Consider the following 17747-nt stretch of genomic DNA (forward strand, 5'->3'; position numbering starts at 1 on the left):
AATGATGGATGAGGGTGCTGAATCTTCAGCACTCTCTACTTGTGGGCTCTTTATCCACATCAAATGTATCGTAGGAAGCGCAAAAAACGACAAGGCGTAACGTACATATAAATTATGGTAATTGATCAAATGGGGAAAAAGGGCAATTGGCGAAGCGTTTTGTTTCGGCAGTGCTTAAATAGTGAAAAAACCTAGAGATAAGCAAGAAATAGGAGAGGAGACATGCAATGGTCGAGCAAAACAGAAACAAAAAAATTCCATTAGACATTATGTCCATTTCTACATTTTTTCAATGGATACTCAACGGTTCATTAATATGTCTAGGGTTATCCCTGTGTTACCTACTGTTGGATGAAGTATATTTTATACTGCATACGTTGTTGTTTGTTAAAGGACCTGATTTTCATACCTTCTTAGAGCGAATTCTGGTGTTTTTCATGTACTTTGAGTTTATCGCTTTAATTACCAAATACTTCAAAGACAATTATCATTTTCCGCTCCGTTATTTTCTTTATATTGGCATAACAGCTATGATTCGGTTAATCATTGTGAACCATGCAGATCCGCGCGATACATTGTTATTTTCTCTGGCGATACTGTTACTCGTTGTCGCATATTTTATTATCAGCAAAATTAAAACCCGACAAGCAAAATGAATGCATGCAATTGTACCGCCTTAGCCATGCTAAAGGGGAAAGGAAGGTGCATCACATGCAAAACGAACTGGACAAAGAAATTCCCTCCCTGTATGATACAGCCTTTGACCCGGGTGAAAACCGCTATTTAGCGGAGCATGGAGATAATATGTACGCGCTGTTTCACACCGATGAAGTGAGTAGAGCCCGGGACGAAGAGTATGATCCTGGCGAGGAATACAAATTTTTATACTGGCCATAAACACGTATAGTGAGAAAAACATCGCGGGCCATGCCGCTCTCTCCTTTCCCCTCATAGAAGTTTTTACGGCCGCTTTGTGGAACGACGGACGGACCGGCAAAACATCTGGGTATCTCAATGATGGAGACTGTTGCCGGTCTTTTTCGCCCTCTGTTCCACACGCTCCACAGGGGGAAAGAAAGGTGCGGACATGCGCCTCACGATGTTTTTCTTGGGTGTTTCGGGACCGGAGGTCCCATTTAAAAAATCGATCAAGGCACTTCAACACTGTGAAGCACATAAACTCCATATCAACAAAGAGAAAGCGAAATATACTTTCTTATACGAGAACAAAGATAAAACCGCCGGCTTTTTTTGCACCGGCGGTTTTATTATTACTGAGTGTCATTCTCGACATTATCAATGTACCAATGGTTTCCGCTTTTTTTCATTCGAATAATATGCCATTTGGTGCTAATAGACTGCGTATACACGGCTTTGTGATCCCCAGGTGAATGCGTTATGCTTGTTTCCTGTTCACGGGTCACAACATCCCAGGCAATTTCATTTGGACTGGTGCCCTGCGCGACGTAGGCGTCTTTAATCCACACTTTGCGCTTCACAAGTCCCGGTTTCTCTGCCGGGGGCGCGCTTGCAAGCATGGTTATAAAATCCCGGGTCATGATGGGTTGTACCTTTTGGATATGGTAAAAAGGATTTTTACTATCATACCTGAAAAAAATGGTCGAGAAATGTACGGCCACCTTTAGTGAATCAGCATGCAACTTTTTCATTTTACTGTTCTCGGCCGGCAAAACGATGGCATTGCCTTTTAAACGTGTTATATTTTGTCCGGTTTGGGTTGCATCAGCTTTCACCTCAGTCACCTCGTTACTTCCCGGTTGTTTGTGCCCCTTTTTACTGCTAACATAAATTAAAATAGGCAACAGGAGAACACAGGCGGACAGAAGGATTGGCTTTTTCATCATTCGCATGGACAGTAGCCCTCACTTTTACTCGTTTACTTAGGTTTACCCAATAATCTATTCTAAACTTATTTTTGCCCATTCTTACCTGTTCAAAATATAAAAACTTTTTTTGATGAATAATCCTAAATGAGCAGGCTGGAAAGTTAAAGGAACTCATGAGTAAATTTAACATATAAGGATCTTACAATACAAAGCAGCTTATCCAGGATCATCTTGGTAGCTGCTTTTCATTCTACTCTGAATAAGATGTACCACAGTATAAATGTGGAGGTATGCCATGAGTATGGTTGAAATGATTCCGCAACGCCTATATGTTGGAGGCAAAATCAGCGATCAAGATTGGGAGTTTATCCAGGAAAATATAACCGCCATTGTCAACCTTCGAACAAAACCAGATAATCCTCCTTTTCCTTTTCAAAACAGGGTAATGTTGTGGCTGCCACTGACTGTTTCACAAACACCGAACCTTGAGTGGTTGATTGCTGTTATGCACCAAATAAGCACCTTATTTAATAGCGGTCACAGCATGTTAATTCATTGTCGACTAGGGATGCATAGAAGCGGTTTTATTGTGACCGCTTTTTACATGGAGAGGTATGGTTTGGGTCGGTATGAGGCGCTCGAATTGGCCAAACAGCGAAAGCCTGATTTAAATCCGCCGCCTAATTATATGGGGCTATTAGCCAGATATGAAGCGTTTCTTCAAGGAAGTTAGGGCATGCCCGAACATAAAGGCCAGCCCCAGATGTTTGAGGCTGGCCTTCAACGGTCATTTTTTTTCAGTAGCCGTTCGATTATTGTTGACGATAAGCGGATTGTACAATTTTTCTTTTATAGGGTATTGAATGATGTTTGTCCCGTTGGAAGACAGAGGTTGGGGCATCCTTTTACGCTGGGCATACTTAGTTGTGACTGGGAGCCAGCGGCTAATCGTTCGAAAAGTAATCTCAGCCAAAGCAATAGCACCGAGAACATCCACAAAAGCATGTTGTTTAATAAACAAAGTTGAAAGGATAATCAGCAACGCTGTTGTGTCAATAAGCGTTTTGCTTTTCCAGGAGACGCCTGATGCAGTATGCACTGCGCGTATCATAAGGTAACTCGATACGCAGTGAATGCTTGGAAAACAGTTATAGGGTTCGTCATGACGGTATACGTAGGCTACCAACTTCGTGAGCAGATCGCTTCCGGTGAGTTGCGGTCTAATTATGGCTGTCTGATAGAAATAGAAAAACATGTAGCAAACCACAAGAGAAACGTTGTAGGACACGAGCGCTGTATAAAAAACCGACCGGTCTTTTACACAGAAAAACCCCATAGAAGCGAGGATAAACAGCGACCAAATAACATAGGGAATGGCGAAAATTTTTAAAAATGGAATGCCGCCGTCTAACGGGATGATAAGGCTATGGAACCCGCGATGAGGGTTGTTTAACGTCCCATACAGCATGCCAAGCAGAGGGTTCGTTAAGTACAGCCATACAGGTGTCATTTTTCTTATTAGGTTCTTTGTTTTAGATTTTTTAAATTGGTTGGTATAAGCGATACTGCCTAGTCTGTTCATTTGGGACACTCCATCTACGTATATCGTTCAAGTTCCTTTTTCCTCATAAGTAAAAAACTGAAACGAGGATAAAAATACCTTGTCCTATTGTGCCCGTTTTGTGGCGGAAGCCAGGATATTGCCCGTTTTCATTTTCTGGATAGGGGTAAGGAAGAGTATTACCAGTACATGAAAGCGGGAGGGTGTTTTTAATGGCAGATGAAGTAAAAAAGAAAAAACGATTTTATATGAGTCTCTGGTTTTGGATTGTCATAGCCGTGCTAGCTGTGTGGTTTATTGTGCATGATATGAAGCAGGCGACAATCAAAACGAAATCGGTTGGTGATCATTCCCTCAAAAGCACTGCAACAGCTTTCCCAAACCAGGACAAGCTATCCAACCAGTCTGTAGCCATGATTCAGAAAGCTGTATAGCATTGCTAAAGGCTGTCTGCTTGCCAGGACAAAACCGTGGCATCCAGATGGCCCTTTCTTAGTTTTCGTCAAGAAAATAAAAAAAGGCTGTTTAAAGTGCAACTCTTTTTTATTATAATGATAACAATATTCTAAATTATCATGTAATAGAGAAGGGGGCATCGAAAATGCATACATACGACATACTGCTTCAGCACGTAAAAACACAGCCAGACAAAGCGGTTACAGTATTTGAAGGACGAGAGACGAGCTATCAGCATATGGCGGCCCGGTCACAAAAACTAGGCCATTATTTAAAAAGCCGGGGACTTGAAAAAGGGGATGCGGTCGCTCTTCTGCTTTCGAATAGCGATAATTTTGTAACCGCATACTTTGCATGTCAGGCGGCCGGTTTAGTCGTGCTCCCTGTAAATACGCGATTGGCCGCCCGCGAACTGGAATACATACTCAATCATTCGGAAGCAAAAGCGCTTATTTATGATCCGGAATTTCTTTGCGTAATTAAAGAGCTCGCACCAAAGGTATCTAGTCTTCAAGAATATATCTACACCGAAGGTGATAACAACATGCCTGGCGCAGCCTTCGAAGAGGCGATCAGGCAGGGAGATGAGGGACTGGTGAGCCATCAGGATGAGGATGATACGGCTGTTATCTTCTATACGTCAGGCACGACGGGAAAGCCAAAAGGAGTTATGCTCACCCACCGCAACTGCACATCGATAGCTGCAATGTGGAAACAAGCCATGGGCCTTCAAAACAATGAACGGGTACAGATTGTGGCACCTTTGTTCCATTGTGCCGCCGCACATGTGTTCATGCTGCCGACGCTTGCCGCCGGTGCAACACTCGTTATCGAAAGAAGCTTCAGCCCGAAGCAGGCGCTGCAAACTTTAATAGATGAGAAGATTACGTTGTTTTTTGGAGTGCCCGCCATGTATACGCTGTTGTTGAATCTGCCGGATATACAGCATGTACATGCGCCAGCACTCCGCATGCTTGCTTATGGAGCCGCCCCCATGCCGTATGAACTGGTCAAAAAAATTAAACAGCTATTCCCACAGGTAAAAGTGCAAAATTTGTATGGCCAGACTGAGAATTCACCGGGAGCAACGACTCTTAAGGACCGATTTGCCCTTGACAAAATCAGTTCGGTTGGTGAACCACTTCCTGGCTGTCAAGTGCGGGTGGCCGACGAGCAGGGACGGGAACTTCGACCAGGTGAGATTGGCGAAATTATTGTGAAAGGACCGCATGTGATGAAAGGTTACCTTAAAAATCCAGAAGCAACGGCCCGTACCATTCGGGATGGCTGGATGTTCAGTGGAGACCTTGGCCGGATGGAAGACGGCCTTCTCTATATTGTGGATCGGAAGAAAGACATGATCATTCGAGGCGGCGAAAACATTTACCCCATAGAAGTAGAGGAAGTGCTGTACGAAATGCCGGCAGTGCTTGAGGCTGCGGTAGTTGGCACTCCTCACCCACTTTACGGTGAGGTCCCTAAAGCTTATATCGTACTAAAGCAAGGACAATCTTTAACAGCTGACCAGGTGATACATTTCTCTTCTGAACGCCTGGCTAAGTACAAGATTCCTGCAGAAATTGAGTTCATCGATACACTTCCGCGGAACGCAAGCGGTAAGATTCTTAAAACGGTATTGCGGGGGGAAATCAGTTTTTCATAGAAAATAGCTTATTGCAGCGTAAATTAAGCGGCCAAATAGGAGCCAATACTATATAAAAAACATCGCGGTGTATAGCCTCGCGATGTTTTTCTGAACTTAGTTCTCTGTTAGTACTTTCTTGAAAAACGATAAGGTCTTTACCCACGCGTCGCGGGCGGCTTCCACATGGTAGGAAGCGCGCGAATCATTAAAGAATGCATGGTGCGCGCCTTCATAAATTTCGCTTGTAAAAGATTTCCCAGCTTCCGCCATCAGCTGGGAAAAACCCGGAACCTGGGATGTAATACGTTTGTCCCACCCTCCAAAAAATCCAGTGACTGGACATTGTATAGTTTCAATCTGTTCTTTACCCGGTAAATTTCCATAATAGATGACTGCGCCTGCTAGTTCCGGTTCAGCGCTTGCAAGAAGGGCAGATAGGGCGCCGCCCATGCAATACCCTACGGAAGCCACCTTTTGGCCTTTGCTGTACTCATAATCTTTTAAGAAGTGAACAGCGGCTTTAAGTGTTTCAAGATGTTTTGGCATACGGGCAAGCCCGCCAAACAACTCCGCGAAAGTTGCCTTGACATCCTCCCGCTTACCTGCGGGCAGCTTATCCATCTCGGCATCCCTTGCCGCCGGGTCAGACCAGACAGTGGGTGGAACTGTATCAAGAAAGGCTTTAACCTGTTCAATTCGATTCTCCGCAAACACAGAAGGCCGTTCCCCGTTGACCGCATATAAATCCGGTGTCACCGCTAAATAACCGGCTTTCGCGAAACGATCGGTCAGTTCCAGTATATGATCATCTGTCCCCCAGATTTCCTGTATGACCAGCACCACAGGCAGCGGCGTTTTGGCATGGGCAGGGCGTGATGTATACAGTTTGTAGTCGTGCTCTTGTTCGCTAAACTGCACCCATTCGGTATGTATTGACATAGCATAACCTCCAAGAGATTTTATACGTTACCATCATATAACACTTGCCAATAGATGTAAAAAGTGAACTGTATTGTTTATATGCTCCCATTGGTGGACATATAGTAAGCAACATGCTAAATTGGTTTAGAGAAACCAACCTAGAAAAGAGATGGAAAATATGGTGGATTTAACTGGAAAATGCGCGCTGATTACAGGCGCTGGCAAAGGAATCGGCCGCGCTATTGCCATTGCCTTAGCTAAGGAAGGCGTAAATCTTGGACTGCTTGCCAGGACAGCAAGTGATCTCGAAAAAGTGGCAAAGGATCTTCGCGAAACAAGCGGTGTACAGGTGAGTATCGCTGCGGCTGACATTACCAACCGTTTAGAAGTGGAACATGCAGTAGACTCCATTCGAAACGAATTGGGATCGCTTGATGTGCTTGTAAATAACGCGGGGATTGGCAGCTTTGCACGGCTGCACGAGATGCCGCCTGAAGAGTGGGAACGTATTATTCAGGTTAACGTTTTCGGAACCTATTATGTGACCCGCGCTGTATTGCCGGGCATGATCGAGCAAAACCACGGAAATATTATTAACATCAGTTCTTCTGCAGGGGAAAGAGGGGCTGCTACTTCAACGGCTTATTCTGCTTCCAAATTCGCGATTATGGGCATGACAGAATCGCTCATGCAGGAAGTGCGCAAGAATAACATTCGTGTGACTGCCCTAGCACCAAGTACGGTAAATACTGAATTAGCCAAGAACGCAGGGCTTAAAATTGGCGAAGAAGAACATATGATGCAGCCTGAAGATGTCGCTGAACTTGTCGTGGCATCACTAAAGCTTCATCCGCGCGTCTTTATTAAAACGGCAGGATTGTGGATGACCAATCCGCAATAGAATAGGAATGCACAAGGGACGATTTTGTCTCTTGTGCATTTTGAGTTATTTGACTTTTTAAAATATAAAAAACGGAGTGATAGGCATGAAGGTTGAAAAAATTGTGCTCCGCAGAATGAAAATGAAATTAAAGTCACCTTTTCAGACCAGCTTCAGTACCCAATACGACCGCGATTTCATCATTATAGAGGTACATACTGCTTACCATGTCGGATTTGGAGAGTGCGTGGTATCCTGGGCACCTTATTATAATGAAGAAACGGTGATCACTGCCTGGCATATGCTTGAAGATTTCCTCATTCCTTTGGTGTTAAATAAAGAAATTACGCATCCCGGACAAGTAGATGAGATCTTTTCACCTATTAGACGAAATAACATGGCTAAAGCCGGACTGGAAGGTGCGTTCTGGGACCTGTATGCAAAGCAAAGTGGTCAGTCACTGGCACAAGCCTTAGGCGGTACAAAGGATAAGATAGAAGTTGGCGTAAGTATTGGAATTCAGGAGGATATGGAGTCACTTTTTCAACTGGTAGAACAGTACCTGGGGCAGGGTTACCGCCGAATGAAAATTAAAATTAAACCTGGGCACGATGTGGAGGTCCTTTTCGCATTACGCAAACGATTTGGCAATGTCCCGATGATGGCTGACGCTAATTCCGCTTATAGTTTAGAGGACATGGATGTATTTACAAAGCTGGATGAACTGGGTTTGATGATGATCGAGCAGCCACTGGGGTATGACGATATTATTGATCATGCCAAACTGCAGGCCAAAATCAAAACGCCCATCTGCCTCGATGAAAGCATTCACTCTTGTGAAGACGCACGTAAGGCGATTGAAATGGGAAGCACCAGAGTAATCAATATAAAAATCGGCCGGGTGGGGGGACTATCCGAAGCAAAACGCATTCACGATTTATGCCAGCAGCACAATGTTCCGGTCTGGTGTGGAGGGATGCTGGAATCAGGCATAGGCCGCGCGCATAATATCGCCTTAACCTCCCTGCCTAATTTTTTGCTTCCAGGAGATACATCAGGCTCGTCACGCTATTGGGAAGAAGATGTAGTCGACCCCGAAGTTACAGTATCTGCGAACGGAACGATTGAAGTGCCGAAAGGGCCGGGAATCGGTTATACACCTGTTGCGGAGCGGTTGAAAAAATATACGACAGCTGAAAAAGTTTTCACCGTAAAATGAGTCGCAATACTCTGTGTATACAAACAATAAGGGGAGACCAATCATGATAGATTTCCGCAGCGGAGCAGCAGCTCACAAACAAATCATACTTCAAACATGGAAATATCTGCATGAGAATGCGGAGATTAGCTGGGAAGAAGCGAATACGACGCGCTATCTTCAGGAAAGGCTGGCCGGACTTGGTCTGCGCACCATTACCTTCACAGACTGTACCGGTGTAATCGGGGAGTGGGGGGAAGCTGGGCCCGCTGATTTAACGGTTGCCCTTCGCTCTGATATAGATGCACTCTGGCAATACGTAGACGGTAAGTGGCGCGCGAACCATTCCTGCGGGCATGACGCCCATATGGCCATGGTACTTGGCGCGATTGAAATTCTTAAGACGAGCGGATATACACCGCCAGGGAAAATAAAAGTAATTTTTCAACCAGCTGAAGAGAAAGGAGAGGGGGCATTAAAGCTGGTGGAAAAAGGTGTTGTAGACGATATTGATTATCTGTATGGTATTCACCTCCGCCCTATTCAGGAGTTCCCGCTAGGCAAAGCTTCTCCTGCTATTTACAACGGAGCCTCGATGACCATAAAAGGAGAAATCCGTGGAATTTCCGCCCACGGCGCCCGCCCACACCTTGGCGTCAATGTCATTGAGGTGGCTTCCTACATTGTGCAGCTCCTGCAGTCCGTTCGTCTGAATCCGATGGTGCCTGCTACAGTTAAAATGACGAGACTCGTTGCCGGTGGAGATAGCGCAAATATTATCCCGGACTACGCGGAATTCTCGATTGACGCCCGTGCCCAGACTAACGATGCCATTGACGAACTGGAAGGAAAGATAGACCAAATCATACGGAACTCCGGGGAAGCTTTCGGTGCCCAGGTCTCTCTCACATTCAAGCACAAAACGGCTGCAGCGATCGTTGATGAACGTGCAAAAGAATTACTGCGCGAGAGTATTGCTGAACTTCTCGGTGAACATAATGTGAGCGAAATTGTGACGCCTGGCGGTGAGGATTTTCATTTTTATCCACTCAAGCGGCCTGCTATTAAAGCGACTATGCTGGGGCTTGGCTGCGATTTGCAACCGGGTCTGCACCATCCGCATATGAAGTTTCACCTTTCTGCTCTTTATACTGGAGCTGAAATCTTAGCCCGCACGATTGTGCGCACCTTTGAAAAAGGCGTTAGCAGCCGGGGTTAATTGAAGGAAACCTGCCGAAAGTCTCCGGCAGGTTTTTACGTATCAAATTGCGAAGTCTATATTCATTTTGTCATCTTCTTCTTAATTAGACTGATTTGTTCTTTGGTGATTCCGCTCTTCAACAACATACCGATCAGTCCAAACGGGGATTTGGTTTGGGCAAGGGATTTAAATTGCTGTGTATATTTTGTCAGCTCTTCATCTGACAATTTTTTGCCAGAAGCACTTGCGGCATCTTTAATTGCTTTTTTGATTGTTTTTTCATCGCTCCATTTATCCCTAGGGATTCCCTTAACAATTTTAATAATGGCGTCAATGTTCATGGTACCACCTCATTTCTGTTACAACGATGCTTTATTTTATTTAATCCGAGGATGGTTTGTACCGGGGTGTTCGCGTATATTGTCAAGTCTACTTCCGCAATTTTCGGGGCAATGGAATAAAATTGAATACCATCTTATGGTTAAATAACAACGTACTGGGAGTGTGAGATTTTTTATGAGAATAAACAGGCTTGACCACCTGGTATTAACGGTGAAAAACATAGATACAACTTGTGAATTCTATCAAGATGTATTGGGAATGGAAGTTCATACATTTGGAAGCGGAAGGAAAGCTCTTCACTTTGGAAATCAGAAAATTAACCTGCACGAGTCAGGCAGAGAGTTTGAGCCTAAGGCGGCACATCCGGTGGCCGGGTCAGCTGACTTATGTTTTATAACGGCAACCCCGCTTACTGAAGTAATCGAGCATCTGCGCCATCGTACCATAGTAATTGAAGAAGGGCCTGTCACCCGAACAGGAGCTGAGGGACCCATCGAATCTGTATATATAAGAGACCCCGACTTAAATTTAATAGAAATCTCTAATTGCAGGGTAAGACCGCCGAGATTCCTCCCTCCATCTGAAGAAACGTGTCCAACCCGGCCTTTTCAGGAACTCGAGAATCATCCATCAACACCAGATACAACAAAGGAGAAAAATCTGTAGGACAAACAACTGAAGTATCAGTTTAACGTCTGCAAGCTACTTGTCCAGCACAAATGACGACACAAATTATTCATTATGAAAGTTGGTTACTTTTGGTTATTATAAAGGTGTAAAGGATATGTTAGTAAAAATGAAACAGACAGAAATGGGAGGGTATTAGAATGGGCGCAATCTATATAACTGGTTTTATTGTAATGGCAATCATTGGTGTAGGTTGTTTGTTCGCAGGTTATAAGAATGCAGTAAAGGATGGCACAGACTAAAAACATCTTCACAGCAGCTCAAAAGAAATGATACAGTGAAGCAAATGCCGGGGATAAGAAGATACCGACATTTGCTTTTTTTAGTCAATAGGAAACTTTGTTTTCCTTTTAACATTAGGGCAATTAAGGCTGTGGCATATAGTTTGGCTTCAGTCAAGTTCATTTAATTGACAATGCGTGGTAAATGTGATAGAATAAAGAAATGGTTTAAGTTTTACCTTCAAACAATCTCGATCAAATCACCCTCTTAAAGATTTTATCCCTCCTTTTTCAATTTAGTCCCCTATATAATTTCGCATGTATTTGAGTTTTTTCTCAATTATTTTTGGTACAGAATTCACACTGGAACGGTCATCGGAGCCGTAAGGATGGAAGAGAGGCAGGGCTTCCGTTGTTTTACTGTTTCCTATGCTGGTTATATTTTTTCAATGAATAAGGTAAAAGAGATTTACAGACAATCCATGGTAAAACTTCACTTATATAAAACAGAAAGCTGTCCATATGGGCAGCTTTCAATTCATTCTACGGGCAAATCTTAAATAGAAATCACCCGGTATGCAAGAAGAAGGACCAGTGCAAGAAGAATAACGAACACTGCTAGGAAAGGGCCCGTTCTTTTTCCTCTTTTAGCCTTCGCTATTACCATTTCAGCTACCCCGATCATCACAATCGCCAGAACTCCTTTTATCACATAGGTCACAGGGAAATTGAGGCCAATGAGCTGTCCAATACCGCTAACAATCATGATCAGAGAAATAAGCCGGAATAAACCCTGGCTTATTTTGTGCAGGGTGGTTTTTCCTGTTTTAAGGAAAAGCAAACTGAGGACAAAGAAAATAATAATCCAAAACCAAGAGTCTGAATGGGTTCTGAACAGCATCGCGAGTACATTTGGTGACAAAATGATTTCCTCCTGATTTAATTAGTAGATGAACCTAGTATACAATATTTACATGATAAAAATATAATCTCATTTCATCACGGTACTCTGTGATCTCTAAAATGAATTTTATCGGTTATTTTAATACTTCCTGGTTTGGCTGTATCCACTCGTCTGCCCATTCTTGAATGGCATCCATTCCCTTCTTTAGCCCTTTTCCTTTCTCAGTCAATTCATACTCAATGCGCACAGGCGTTTCAGCATACACATGCCGAATTACAATTTCATGCTGTTCCAGTTCTCTACAGCGTTCCGCTAGCATCCGATCACTCATATTTGGAATCATATCCGCCATTTCACGAAACCGTTTTGGACCACTAAACAGCGAACGGATAATAAGTCCTGTCCATCTTTTTCCCAGTAACGTAAAGGCTTCTTCAAATTTTGGGCATAGCCTATCAAGATGTTCCATTTATTTCACCTCTATATTCATTTTAGCATAGTTACTTAATATAAGTAAGTTGTATGAGTCACTTTAATATGCCTTAATATTAGCTGTTTACGAATCATTCTGACATTTTATGCAGGATTTACTTTTTCAACAACGAAATAAAGCATGAGGAGGCGAAGAGCATGGCTGTTGTTGATAAACGGGAGAAAGATACACGTCCTTATTTTGAGGAAGAGCATCTGATGTTTCGTGATTCACTGCGAAAGTTTCTTGAGAAGGAAGCCGTGCCGTACTTCGATGAATGGGAAAAAAACGGATTCGTTCCCCGCTCTTTCTGGAGTAAATTAGGCGAAAACGGTTTTCTTTGCCCGTAGGTGGATGAGAAGTACGGTGGGCTCGGAGTCGATTTTGGTTTTTCCGTCATTGTAAATGAAGAAATGGAACGGGTAGGAACTGGACTCACCGGTATTGGCTTACATAGTGATATTGTTGTGCCGTATATTGCTTCTTATGGCACCGAAGAGCAAAAGCAAAAATATCTGCCAGGCTGCCTAAGTGGAGACATTATCACAGCCATCGCGATGACAGAGCCCGGAACAGGCTCCGATCTGGCCGCTGTACGTACGACAGCGGTAAAACAAGATGACTTCTATGTACTTAACGGACAGAAAACATTCATCACGAATGGGATTCAAGCCGACCTGTTAGTCGTCGTATGCAAAACGAATCCCCAGGCAAAACCACCCCATAAAGGCATAAGTTTACTGCTTGTAGAGCGCAATACGCCAGGCTTCTCCCACGGTCGAAAGCTTGATAAAATTGGGCTTCGCAGCAGCGATACGGCTGAATTAATTTTTGAAGATGCTCGGGTGCCTGCGTCCAACCTGCTTGGTGAAGAGGGACAAGGATTTGTTTATTTGATGGAAAAACTCCAGCAGGAGCGATTGTGTGTGGCCATTTCCGCACAGGTGGCGGCAGAAGAAATGTTCGATATGACGCTTCAGTATGTAAAGGAGCGTGAAGCGTTCGGCCAGCTGATTGGCAAGTTTCAGCATACGCAGTTTACGGTGGCAGAGATGGCAACTGAAATACAGATGGGCCGCACGTTTCTGGATAACTTAATTGCCAAGCACATGCTGGCCATGAATGTTGTCACCGAAGTTTCGATGGCTAAGTGGTGGATCACCGATATGGCCAAACGTATAGCAGGCAAATGCATGCAGCTGCACGGCGGTTACGGCTACATGGAAGAGTATAAGATCGCCCGCCGCTACCGGGATATTCCGGTGTCTGCGATTTACGCAGGTACGAATGAAGTGATGAAGATGATCATCGCGAAAAATCTAGGTTTATAGGGAAGAAGGAGAGGATTGTATGAGGGAAGTCGTTATTGTTGAAGCGGTTCGCACGCCAGTTGGGCGCCGGGGAGGTGCATTAAGCAGCATGCGACCTGACGATTTAGCGGCGGCGGCACTGAAGGAAGTTGTCGAGAGGGCCGGCATACCACCGGAAGTGGTTGAAGATGTTATCATGGGCTGCGTTTCCCAATCCGGCGAACAGGCAGGTGACATCGCGCGAGTAGCCGCACTGCTCGCCGGATACCCCATTGAAGTGCCCGGTGTAACCATTGACCGCCAGTGCGGTTCCAGCCAGCAGGCTGTGCATTTTGCATCGCAGGCGATCTTAAGCGGGGATATGGACGTCGTGGTCGCAGCCGGAGTCGAGAGCATGTCCCGCGTCCCGATGTTTTCAAATTTACAGGGAGCTGAATGGAATCAAGCATTAACTGAGCGCTTTGGCGGCTTTAATCAAGGTATTTCGGCAGAAAAGATGGTGCAAAAGTGGGGGTTTTCCCGCCGTCAGTTGGACGAATTTTCCTTAAAAAGTCACGCTAAAGCTCTAAATGCGCAAGAAGAAGGACGTTTTGATCGTGAAATCATGCCGCTCGAAGTTGTGCTGTCAGACGGAACTAAGGCTGTAATGAAACATGACGAAGGCCCACGCCGGGGGACCACCCTTGAGAAACTTGGAACGTTGAAACCTGCTTTTCTGGAAAGTGGAACGATTCATGCGGGCAATGCCAGCCAGATAAGCGATGGAGCAGCCGCCATCCTGTTGATGTCGAGGGAGAAGGCCGAAGTGTTAGGAATCAAACCGCGCTTCCGGGTTGTGGCCCGATCAGTGATTGGCTCAGACCCTGAATTAATGCTAACAGGCCCCATCGCAGCCACGTATAAAGTGCTTGACAAAGCTGGATTGACCATTCGGGATATGGATCTATACGAAGTCAATGAAGCTTTTGCTCCGGTACCGCTTGCCTGGCTGCAAGAGACGGGGGCTGACCCGGCTAAATTGAATCCGAATGGAGGCGCGATCGCACTAGGCCATCCGCTTGGAGCTAGTGGCGCGCGCGTTATGGTGACGCTGCTTTACGAATTAGAGCGAACGGGCGTGCGGTATGGGCTGCAGGCTATTTGTGAAGGGCATGGCATGGCGAATGCTACCATTATAGAGCGTCTGGATTAGTGGAAAGTCTAAGAACATAAATCCCAAAAAAACAGCCTTAGCAATTAAGGCTGTTTTCCTTCTCATTTCTAATGTTACTTGATATAACGCTTGGCTCCCGCGTAGCAAGCGCTGTAATAAGCATCGCCAAACACGTTTGTAATTTGCACGCCATTTTGCGGATCTGTGTCAGCATCGATCATTTGGTCGTTACCGAGGTAGATGCCAACATGTGTAATGGTAGCCGAACCATGTTCTTTGAAGAACACCAGGTCTCCTCTGCGCAAATCATTTTTTGCTACAGGGGTTCCAGATTGAAACTGCATGCTTGCTTTGTGAGGAAGGCTAATTCCGTATTTTCCAAACACATACTGCGTGAGTCCAGAACAGTCCAGGCCGACCCATGGAGACGATCCTCCCCATACATATGGCGTCCCCAATTGATCTTTTGCAAGCGCGATAATCCCTTCGATTTTCGTCTTCGAATCAGAAACTTTGGAGGGGGAAGCGGGAGCGGTTGGGATATTTAGAACAAGCCCCGGATATATACTGGTAGGATCTTTTACTTTTGGATTGGCTGTAACCAAATAGGAGTAATTAACGGAGAATTTCTGAGAGATTTTCCAAAAGGTGTCATTGGGTTGTACGGTATATGTCTTCCTTGAAACCGCACTAGCTGGTGTTACGCCATTCATGGGTTTATGGCCTGCAGGAAGGCTGATCCTTAATCCGTGATATAGATTTTTCGGATTTACCAATGGATTTGCAGATGTTAAGGCAGATACACTCACACCAGCACGTTGGGCAATTGAAGAAAATACATCACCATCGGCTACGGTATACTGGTCATAAGTTGCTGCATAGCTTGTGGCAGGCCATAGTGACAGCGCTAGCAAAGCTCCTAAAAATAGTTTCTTTTTCATAGATTCCCCCCCAGGTGTTGTTGACATAGTTGGATTAATTCTATGTACGTAACCAACATAACACGAATGGAGCATAAGGATAATCCATCAAAAAATGGCAAGTAACCCAACCACAATGAATCGTACTTTAAATCGCCGTATATGCCGGGGATAAAGTAGTGGACCTAATATTTTGTTAATTAGAGCAGCTTCCATCGTTCATCGTCGAATAGTAAAACTGTATAAATGTAATGAAATTTATTGATCGGTGATTTATAATAACGAAGCCGTTATTCGGGTCTACGCACAAGTTGGATTTAAAAATACACACAGGAGGTAAAGCGGTGGAAAAAGCAAACAACGCACGAATAGCTCATGAGTTTAGCAATATTGTTAGAGAAATACGAAAAACACACGTAGGAAAAGGCCCGACCCATATTATAACCCGGTTTGTAGGTTCGTGGGCAATTTGTGAGATGAAGGGTAATCTTACCAGTGTAGAAAAGTTTATGAGCCGTACCCCCGAGGGCCAGCGGATGATCCATGCCACCCGCACGGAGTTTATAAAGAACATTTATGATGACTTATCTGTAGGCAAGCCTCTTGAGGAGCTTGTCAAAGCCAAAATGGTTACTCTTTTTGTTGATTTTCGCTTTGAATTGGATACAGCGATGACCGTTTATGTGTTCGATCGGCCATTAGAACTAGACAGCTAACAAAAATGTGTCTATAATGTTACATATATCATCATTCTGTTTATACCATTTTAAACGAGCTCAGTAAGTTGGTGGACGGATTGCAGATACAACGCATTCTTTCTACTTCTTATTACTTGTTTTGCAACGGTGACGGGCTGGCTATGGGTACTAAAGTGCCGAAGGTTATTCCATCATAAAATAGTAGAGAAGGACAAGGCGCCTTTTCCAACTGTTTTATGATGGTTTTTTTATGTTTTCTGAACAATCGCACGAATAAAACCGAGCACAGTGGGCAGCCATAAACCATTGGTATAAATAAGTTAGGGGGTATGTGTATGTATAGTACGCAGGCAAAGCTTTCCGTCCCGCTGGGGCTTTTGCAAGAAATGGGCTAGAGACTAAAAAAAACAGTGTAGAAGGTACACTAAACAGAGGATAGGATGGTTATAATGGCTTTTCACTCACCACAACAAATTGCAAATAAAGCAGTAGAAGCAGGACTCAAGAAATCGTCGATGTCTGTTTCTAATATGCTTATACTCGGATTTCTTGCCGGGGCTTTTATTGCCCTTGGATTCTTACTTGATATTCGCACGATCGGCAATCTGCCTAAAGCATGGGGCAGCTTCGGATCTTTTCTAGGGGGAGCTGTTTTCCCACTTGGCCTAGTACTAGTAGTCATTGCGGGCGCCGAACTGTTAACAGGAAACATGATGGCATTGCCTGTGGCTCTGCTTTCTAAGAAGATAACAGTTGGACAAATCATTCGCAATTGGTTCTGGATTCTGATCAGCAACTTTGTCGGAGCAGTGTTTGTTGCTTATTTCTTTGGTCATGTAGTGGGGCTGACAGAGACCGGTACTTTCCTGGCCAAGACGGTCTCGATTGCACAAGCGAAACTTCATGATTCATTCTTCCAGGCGTTTGTTTCGGCAGTTGGCTGTAACTGGCTTGTTGCGCTTGCTGTATGGCTAGCTTATGGAGCTGAAGACCTTGGGGGTAAAATGCTCGGTATCTGGTTCCCGGTTATGGCATTTGTTACAATCGGCTTCCAGCACGTGGTTGCCAATATGTTTGTTATCCCGGCAGCGATTTTCGCGGGCAAAGCAACATGGGCAGAATACTTTACGAACTTTGTTCCAGTTTTCCTTGGCAACCTTGTAGGCGGGGCCATTTTTGTAGCGGGTGCCTATTGGTTTGCGTATCTGCGTCAGGATAAAACTATGCAGGAGCAGCAACAAGAATATCAAAAGAAAGTTTCGTAAGAATGATTTTGCCAATTCAATCCATTCAATAGTGTTTAGATGAAACATCGCTGGGCTCCTGCCCGC

The 17747-nt window shown here is 44.5% G+C and carries 19 protein-coding genes and 1 pseudogene; 13 read left to right on the forward strand and 7 right to left on the reverse strand.

Annotated elements, in window-relative coordinates; all coding sequences use genetic code 11:
• Nucleotides 1-227: 227 nt before the first annotated feature.
• Nucleotides 228-656, forward strand: coding sequence for a phosphate-starvation-inducible protein PsiE (gene psiE, locus PP175_RS12070; protein WP_272443031.1), 429 nt, complete (start codon nucleotides 228-230; stop codon nucleotides 654-656).
• Between the two features lie 46 nt (nucleotides 657-702).
• Nucleotides 703-897, forward strand: coding sequence for a hypothetical protein (locus PP175_RS12075; protein WP_272443032.1), 195 nt, complete (start codon nucleotides 703-705; stop codon nucleotides 895-897).
• 374 nt (nucleotides 898-1271) lie between these two features.
• On the opposite strand, the gene PP175_RS12080 is transcribed toward PP175_RS12075, so the two are convergent.
• Entirely contained in the window at nucleotides 1272-1763 is a 492-nt protein-coding gene (locus tag PP175_RS12080; RefSeq protein ID WP_272443033.1) for a hypothetical protein, read from the reverse strand.
• A 379-nt stretch (nucleotides 1764-2142) separates the two neighbouring features.
• Here PP175_RS12080 and PP175_RS12085 point away from each other — a divergent pair, with 379 nt between their 5' ends.
• On the forward strand, nucleotides 2143-2580 hold the full coding sequence (locus PP175_RS12085) for a dual specificity protein phosphatase family protein (RefSeq protein ID WP_272443034.1): 438 nt from the start codon (nucleotides 2143-2145) through the stop codon (nucleotides 2578-2580).
• A 54-nt stretch (nucleotides 2581-2634) separates the two neighbouring features.
• Here the strand turns inward: PP175_RS12085 and PP175_RS12090 are convergent, their stop codons facing one another.
• Complete coding sequence (locus PP175_RS12090) at nucleotides 2635-3429, reverse strand: phosphatase PAP2 family protein (protein ID WP_272443035.1); 795 nt, start codon at nucleotides 3427-3429, stop codon at nucleotides 2635-2637.
• 191 nt (nucleotides 3430-3620) lie between these two features.
• Here PP175_RS12090 and PP175_RS12095 point away from each other — a divergent pair, with 191 nt between their 5' ends.
• Together PP175_RS12095 and PP175_RS12100 are read left to right on the forward strand one after the other, a co-directional pair.
• Entirely contained in the window at nucleotides 3621-3842 is a 222-nt protein-coding gene (locus tag PP175_RS12095; protein ID WP_272443036.1) for a hypothetical protein, read from the forward strand.
• Nucleotides 3843-4009: 167 nt separating this feature from the next.
• On the forward strand, nucleotides 4010-5527 hold the full coding sequence (locus PP175_RS12100; protein ID WP_272443037.1) for a class I adenylate-forming enzyme family protein: 1518 nt from the start codon (nucleotides 4010-4012) through the stop codon (nucleotides 5525-5527).
• A 96-nt stretch (nucleotides 5528-5623) separates the two neighbouring features.
• Here the strand turns inward: PP175_RS12100 and PP175_RS12105 are convergent, their stop codons facing one another.
• Nucleotides 5624-6448, reverse strand: a complete 825-nt coding sequence (locus PP175_RS12105; RefSeq protein ID WP_272443038.1) for a dienelactone hydrolase family protein — start codon at nucleotides 6446-6448, stop codon at nucleotides 5624-5626.
• A 163-nt stretch (nucleotides 6449-6611) separates the two neighbouring features.
• Between PP175_RS12105 and PP175_RS12110 the strand changes: the two genes are divergently transcribed.
• The 3 genes from PP175_RS12110 to PP175_RS12120 all read left to right on the forward strand — a co-directional run bounded on the left by PP175_RS12110 (nucleotide 6612) and on the right by PP175_RS12120 (nucleotide 9727).
• On the forward strand, nucleotides 6612-7331 hold the full coding sequence (locus PP175_RS12110) for a 3-ketoacyl-ACP reductase (RefSeq protein WP_272443253.1): 720 nt from the start codon (nucleotides 6612-6614) through the stop codon (nucleotides 7329-7331).
• Between the two features lie 85 nt (nucleotides 7332-7416).
• On the forward strand, nucleotides 7417-8529 hold the full coding sequence (menC, locus tag PP175_RS12115) for an o-succinylbenzoate synthase (RefSeq protein WP_272443039.1): 1113 nt from the start codon (nucleotides 7417-7419) through the stop codon (nucleotides 8527-8529).
• A gap of 43 nt (nucleotides 8530-8572) precedes the next feature.
• Complete coding sequence (locus tag PP175_RS12120) at nucleotides 8573-9727, forward strand: M20 peptidase aminoacylase family protein (RefSeq protein WP_272443040.1); 1155 nt, start codon at nucleotides 8573-8575, stop codon at nucleotides 9725-9727.
• A 62-nt stretch (nucleotides 9728-9789) separates the two neighbouring features.
• Here PP175_RS12120 and PP175_RS12125 read toward each other — a convergent pair whose 3' ends face one another.
• A complete protein-coding gene (locus tag PP175_RS12125; RefSeq protein ID WP_272443041.1) occupies nucleotides 9790-10050 on the reverse strand; it encodes a hypothetical protein in 261 nt (86 codons plus the stop codon).
• A gap of 175 nt (nucleotides 10051-10225) precedes the next feature.
• Between PP175_RS12125 and PP175_RS12130 the strand changes: the two genes are divergently transcribed.
• Nucleotides 10226-10717, forward strand: a complete 492-nt coding sequence (locus tag PP175_RS12130) for a VOC family protein (protein ID WP_272443042.1) — start codon at nucleotides 10226-10228, stop codon at nucleotides 10715-10717.
• Nucleotides 10718-11515: 798 nt separating this feature from the next.
• On the opposite strand, the gene PP175_RS12135 is transcribed toward PP175_RS12130, so the two are convergent.
• Together PP175_RS12135 and PP175_RS12140 are read right to left on the reverse strand one after the other, a co-directional pair.
• A complete protein-coding gene (locus tag PP175_RS12135; protein WP_272443043.1) occupies nucleotides 11516-11881 on the reverse strand; it encodes a DUF1516 family protein in 366 nt (121 codons plus the stop codon).
• 115 nt (nucleotides 11882-11996) lie between these two features.
• Nucleotides 11997-12332 (reverse strand): winged helix-turn-helix transcriptional regulator, encoded by a 336-nt coding sequence (locus tag PP175_RS12140; protein WP_272443044.1) that lies wholly within the window; start codon nucleotides 12330-12332, stop codon nucleotides 11997-11999.
• Nucleotides 12333-12493: 161 nt separating this feature from the next.
• Here PP175_RS12140 and PP175_RS12145 point away from each other — a divergent pair.
• Nucleotides 12494-13666, forward strand: a pseudogene (locus PP175_RS12145) (acyl-CoA dehydrogenase family protein).
• Between the two features lie 19 nt (nucleotides 13667-13685).
• Nucleotides 13686-14837, forward strand: coding sequence for a thiolase family protein (locus PP175_RS12150; protein WP_272443045.1), 1152 nt, complete (start codon nucleotides 13686-13688; stop codon nucleotides 14835-14837).
• Between the two features lie 74 nt (nucleotides 14838-14911).
• Here PP175_RS12150 and PP175_RS12155 read toward each other — a convergent pair whose 3' ends face one another.
• Nucleotides 14912-15739, reverse strand: coding sequence for a C40 family peptidase (locus tag PP175_RS12155; protein WP_272443046.1), 828 nt, complete (start codon nucleotides 15737-15739; stop codon nucleotides 14912-14914).
• Nucleotides 15740-16062: 323 nt separating this feature from the next.
• Between PP175_RS12155 and PP175_RS12160 the strand changes: the two genes are divergently transcribed.
• Complete coding sequence (locus PP175_RS12160) at nucleotides 16063-16434, forward strand: Na-translocating system protein MpsC family protein (protein WP_272443047.1); 372 nt, start codon at nucleotides 16063-16065, stop codon at nucleotides 16432-16434.
• Between the two features lie 431 nt (nucleotides 16435-16865).
• Nucleotides 16866-17681: a formate/nitrite transporter family protein gene (locus PP175_RS12165; protein ID WP_272443048.1), complete on the forward strand. Its 816-nt coding sequence runs from the start codon at nucleotides 16866-16868 to the stop codon at nucleotides 17679-17681.
• Nucleotides 17682-17747: the final 66 nt, after the last annotated feature.

The sequence above is a fragment of the Aneurinibacillus sp. Ricciae_BoGa-3 genome (assembly GCF_028421645.1).
Classification (GTDB): domain Bacteria; phylum Bacillota; class Bacilli; order Aneurinibacillales; family Aneurinibacillaceae; genus Aneurinibacillus_B.

Excerpts from the sequence above, each read along its gene's own strand:
- psiE (WP_272443031.1), top strand. The coding sequence starts at position 228 with ATGGTCGAGCAAAACAGAAACAAAAAAATTCCATTAGACATTATGTCC.
- PP175_RS12085 (WP_272443034.1), top strand. The coding sequence starts at position 2,143 with ATGAGTATGGTTGAAATGATTCCGCAACGCCTATATGTTGGAGGCAAA.
- PP175_RS12090 (WP_272443035.1), bottom strand. The coding sequence starts at position 3,429 with ATGAACAGACTAGGCAGTATCGCTTATACCAACCAATTTAAAAAATCT.
- PP175_RS12095 (WP_272443036.1), top strand. The coding sequence starts at position 3,621 with ATGGCAGATGAAGTAAAAAAGAAAAAACGATTTTATATGAGTCTCTGG.
- PP175_RS12100 (WP_272443037.1), top strand. The coding sequence starts at position 4,010 with ATGCATACATACGACATACTGCTTCAGCACGTAAAAACACAGCCAGAC.
- PP175_RS12105 (WP_272443038.1), bottom strand. The coding sequence starts at position 6,448 with ATGTCAATACATACCGAATGGGTGCAGTTTAGCGAACAAGAGCACGAC.
- menC (WP_272443039.1), top strand. The coding sequence starts at position 7,417 with ATGAAGGTTGAAAAAATTGTGCTCCGCAGAATGAAAATGAAATTAAAG.
- PP175_RS12120 (WP_272443040.1), top strand. The coding sequence starts at position 8,573 with ATGATAGATTTCCGCAGCGGAGCAGCAGCTCACAAACAAATCATACTT.
- PP175_RS12125 (WP_272443041.1), bottom strand. The coding sequence starts at position 10,050 with ATGAACATTGACGCCATTATTAAAATTGTTAAGGGAATCCCTAGGGAT.
- PP175_RS12130 (WP_272443042.1), top strand. The coding sequence starts at position 10,226 with ATGAGAATAAACAGGCTTGACCACCTGGTATTAACGGTGAAAAACATA.
- PP175_RS12140 (WP_272443044.1), bottom strand. The coding sequence starts at position 12,332 with ATGGAACATCTTGATAGGCTATGCCCAAAATTTGAAGAAGCCTTTACG.
- PP175_RS12150 (WP_272443045.1), top strand. The coding sequence starts at position 13,686 with ATGAGGGAAGTCGTTATTGTTGAAGCGGTTCGCACGCCAGTTGGGCGC.
- PP175_RS12155 (WP_272443046.1), bottom strand. The coding sequence starts at position 15,739 with ATGAAAAAGAAACTATTTTTAGGAGCTTTGCTAGCGCTGTCACTATGG.
- PP175_RS12165 (WP_272443048.1), top strand. The coding sequence starts at position 16,866 with ATGGCTTTTCACTCACCACAACAAATTGCAAATAAAGCAGTAGAAGCA.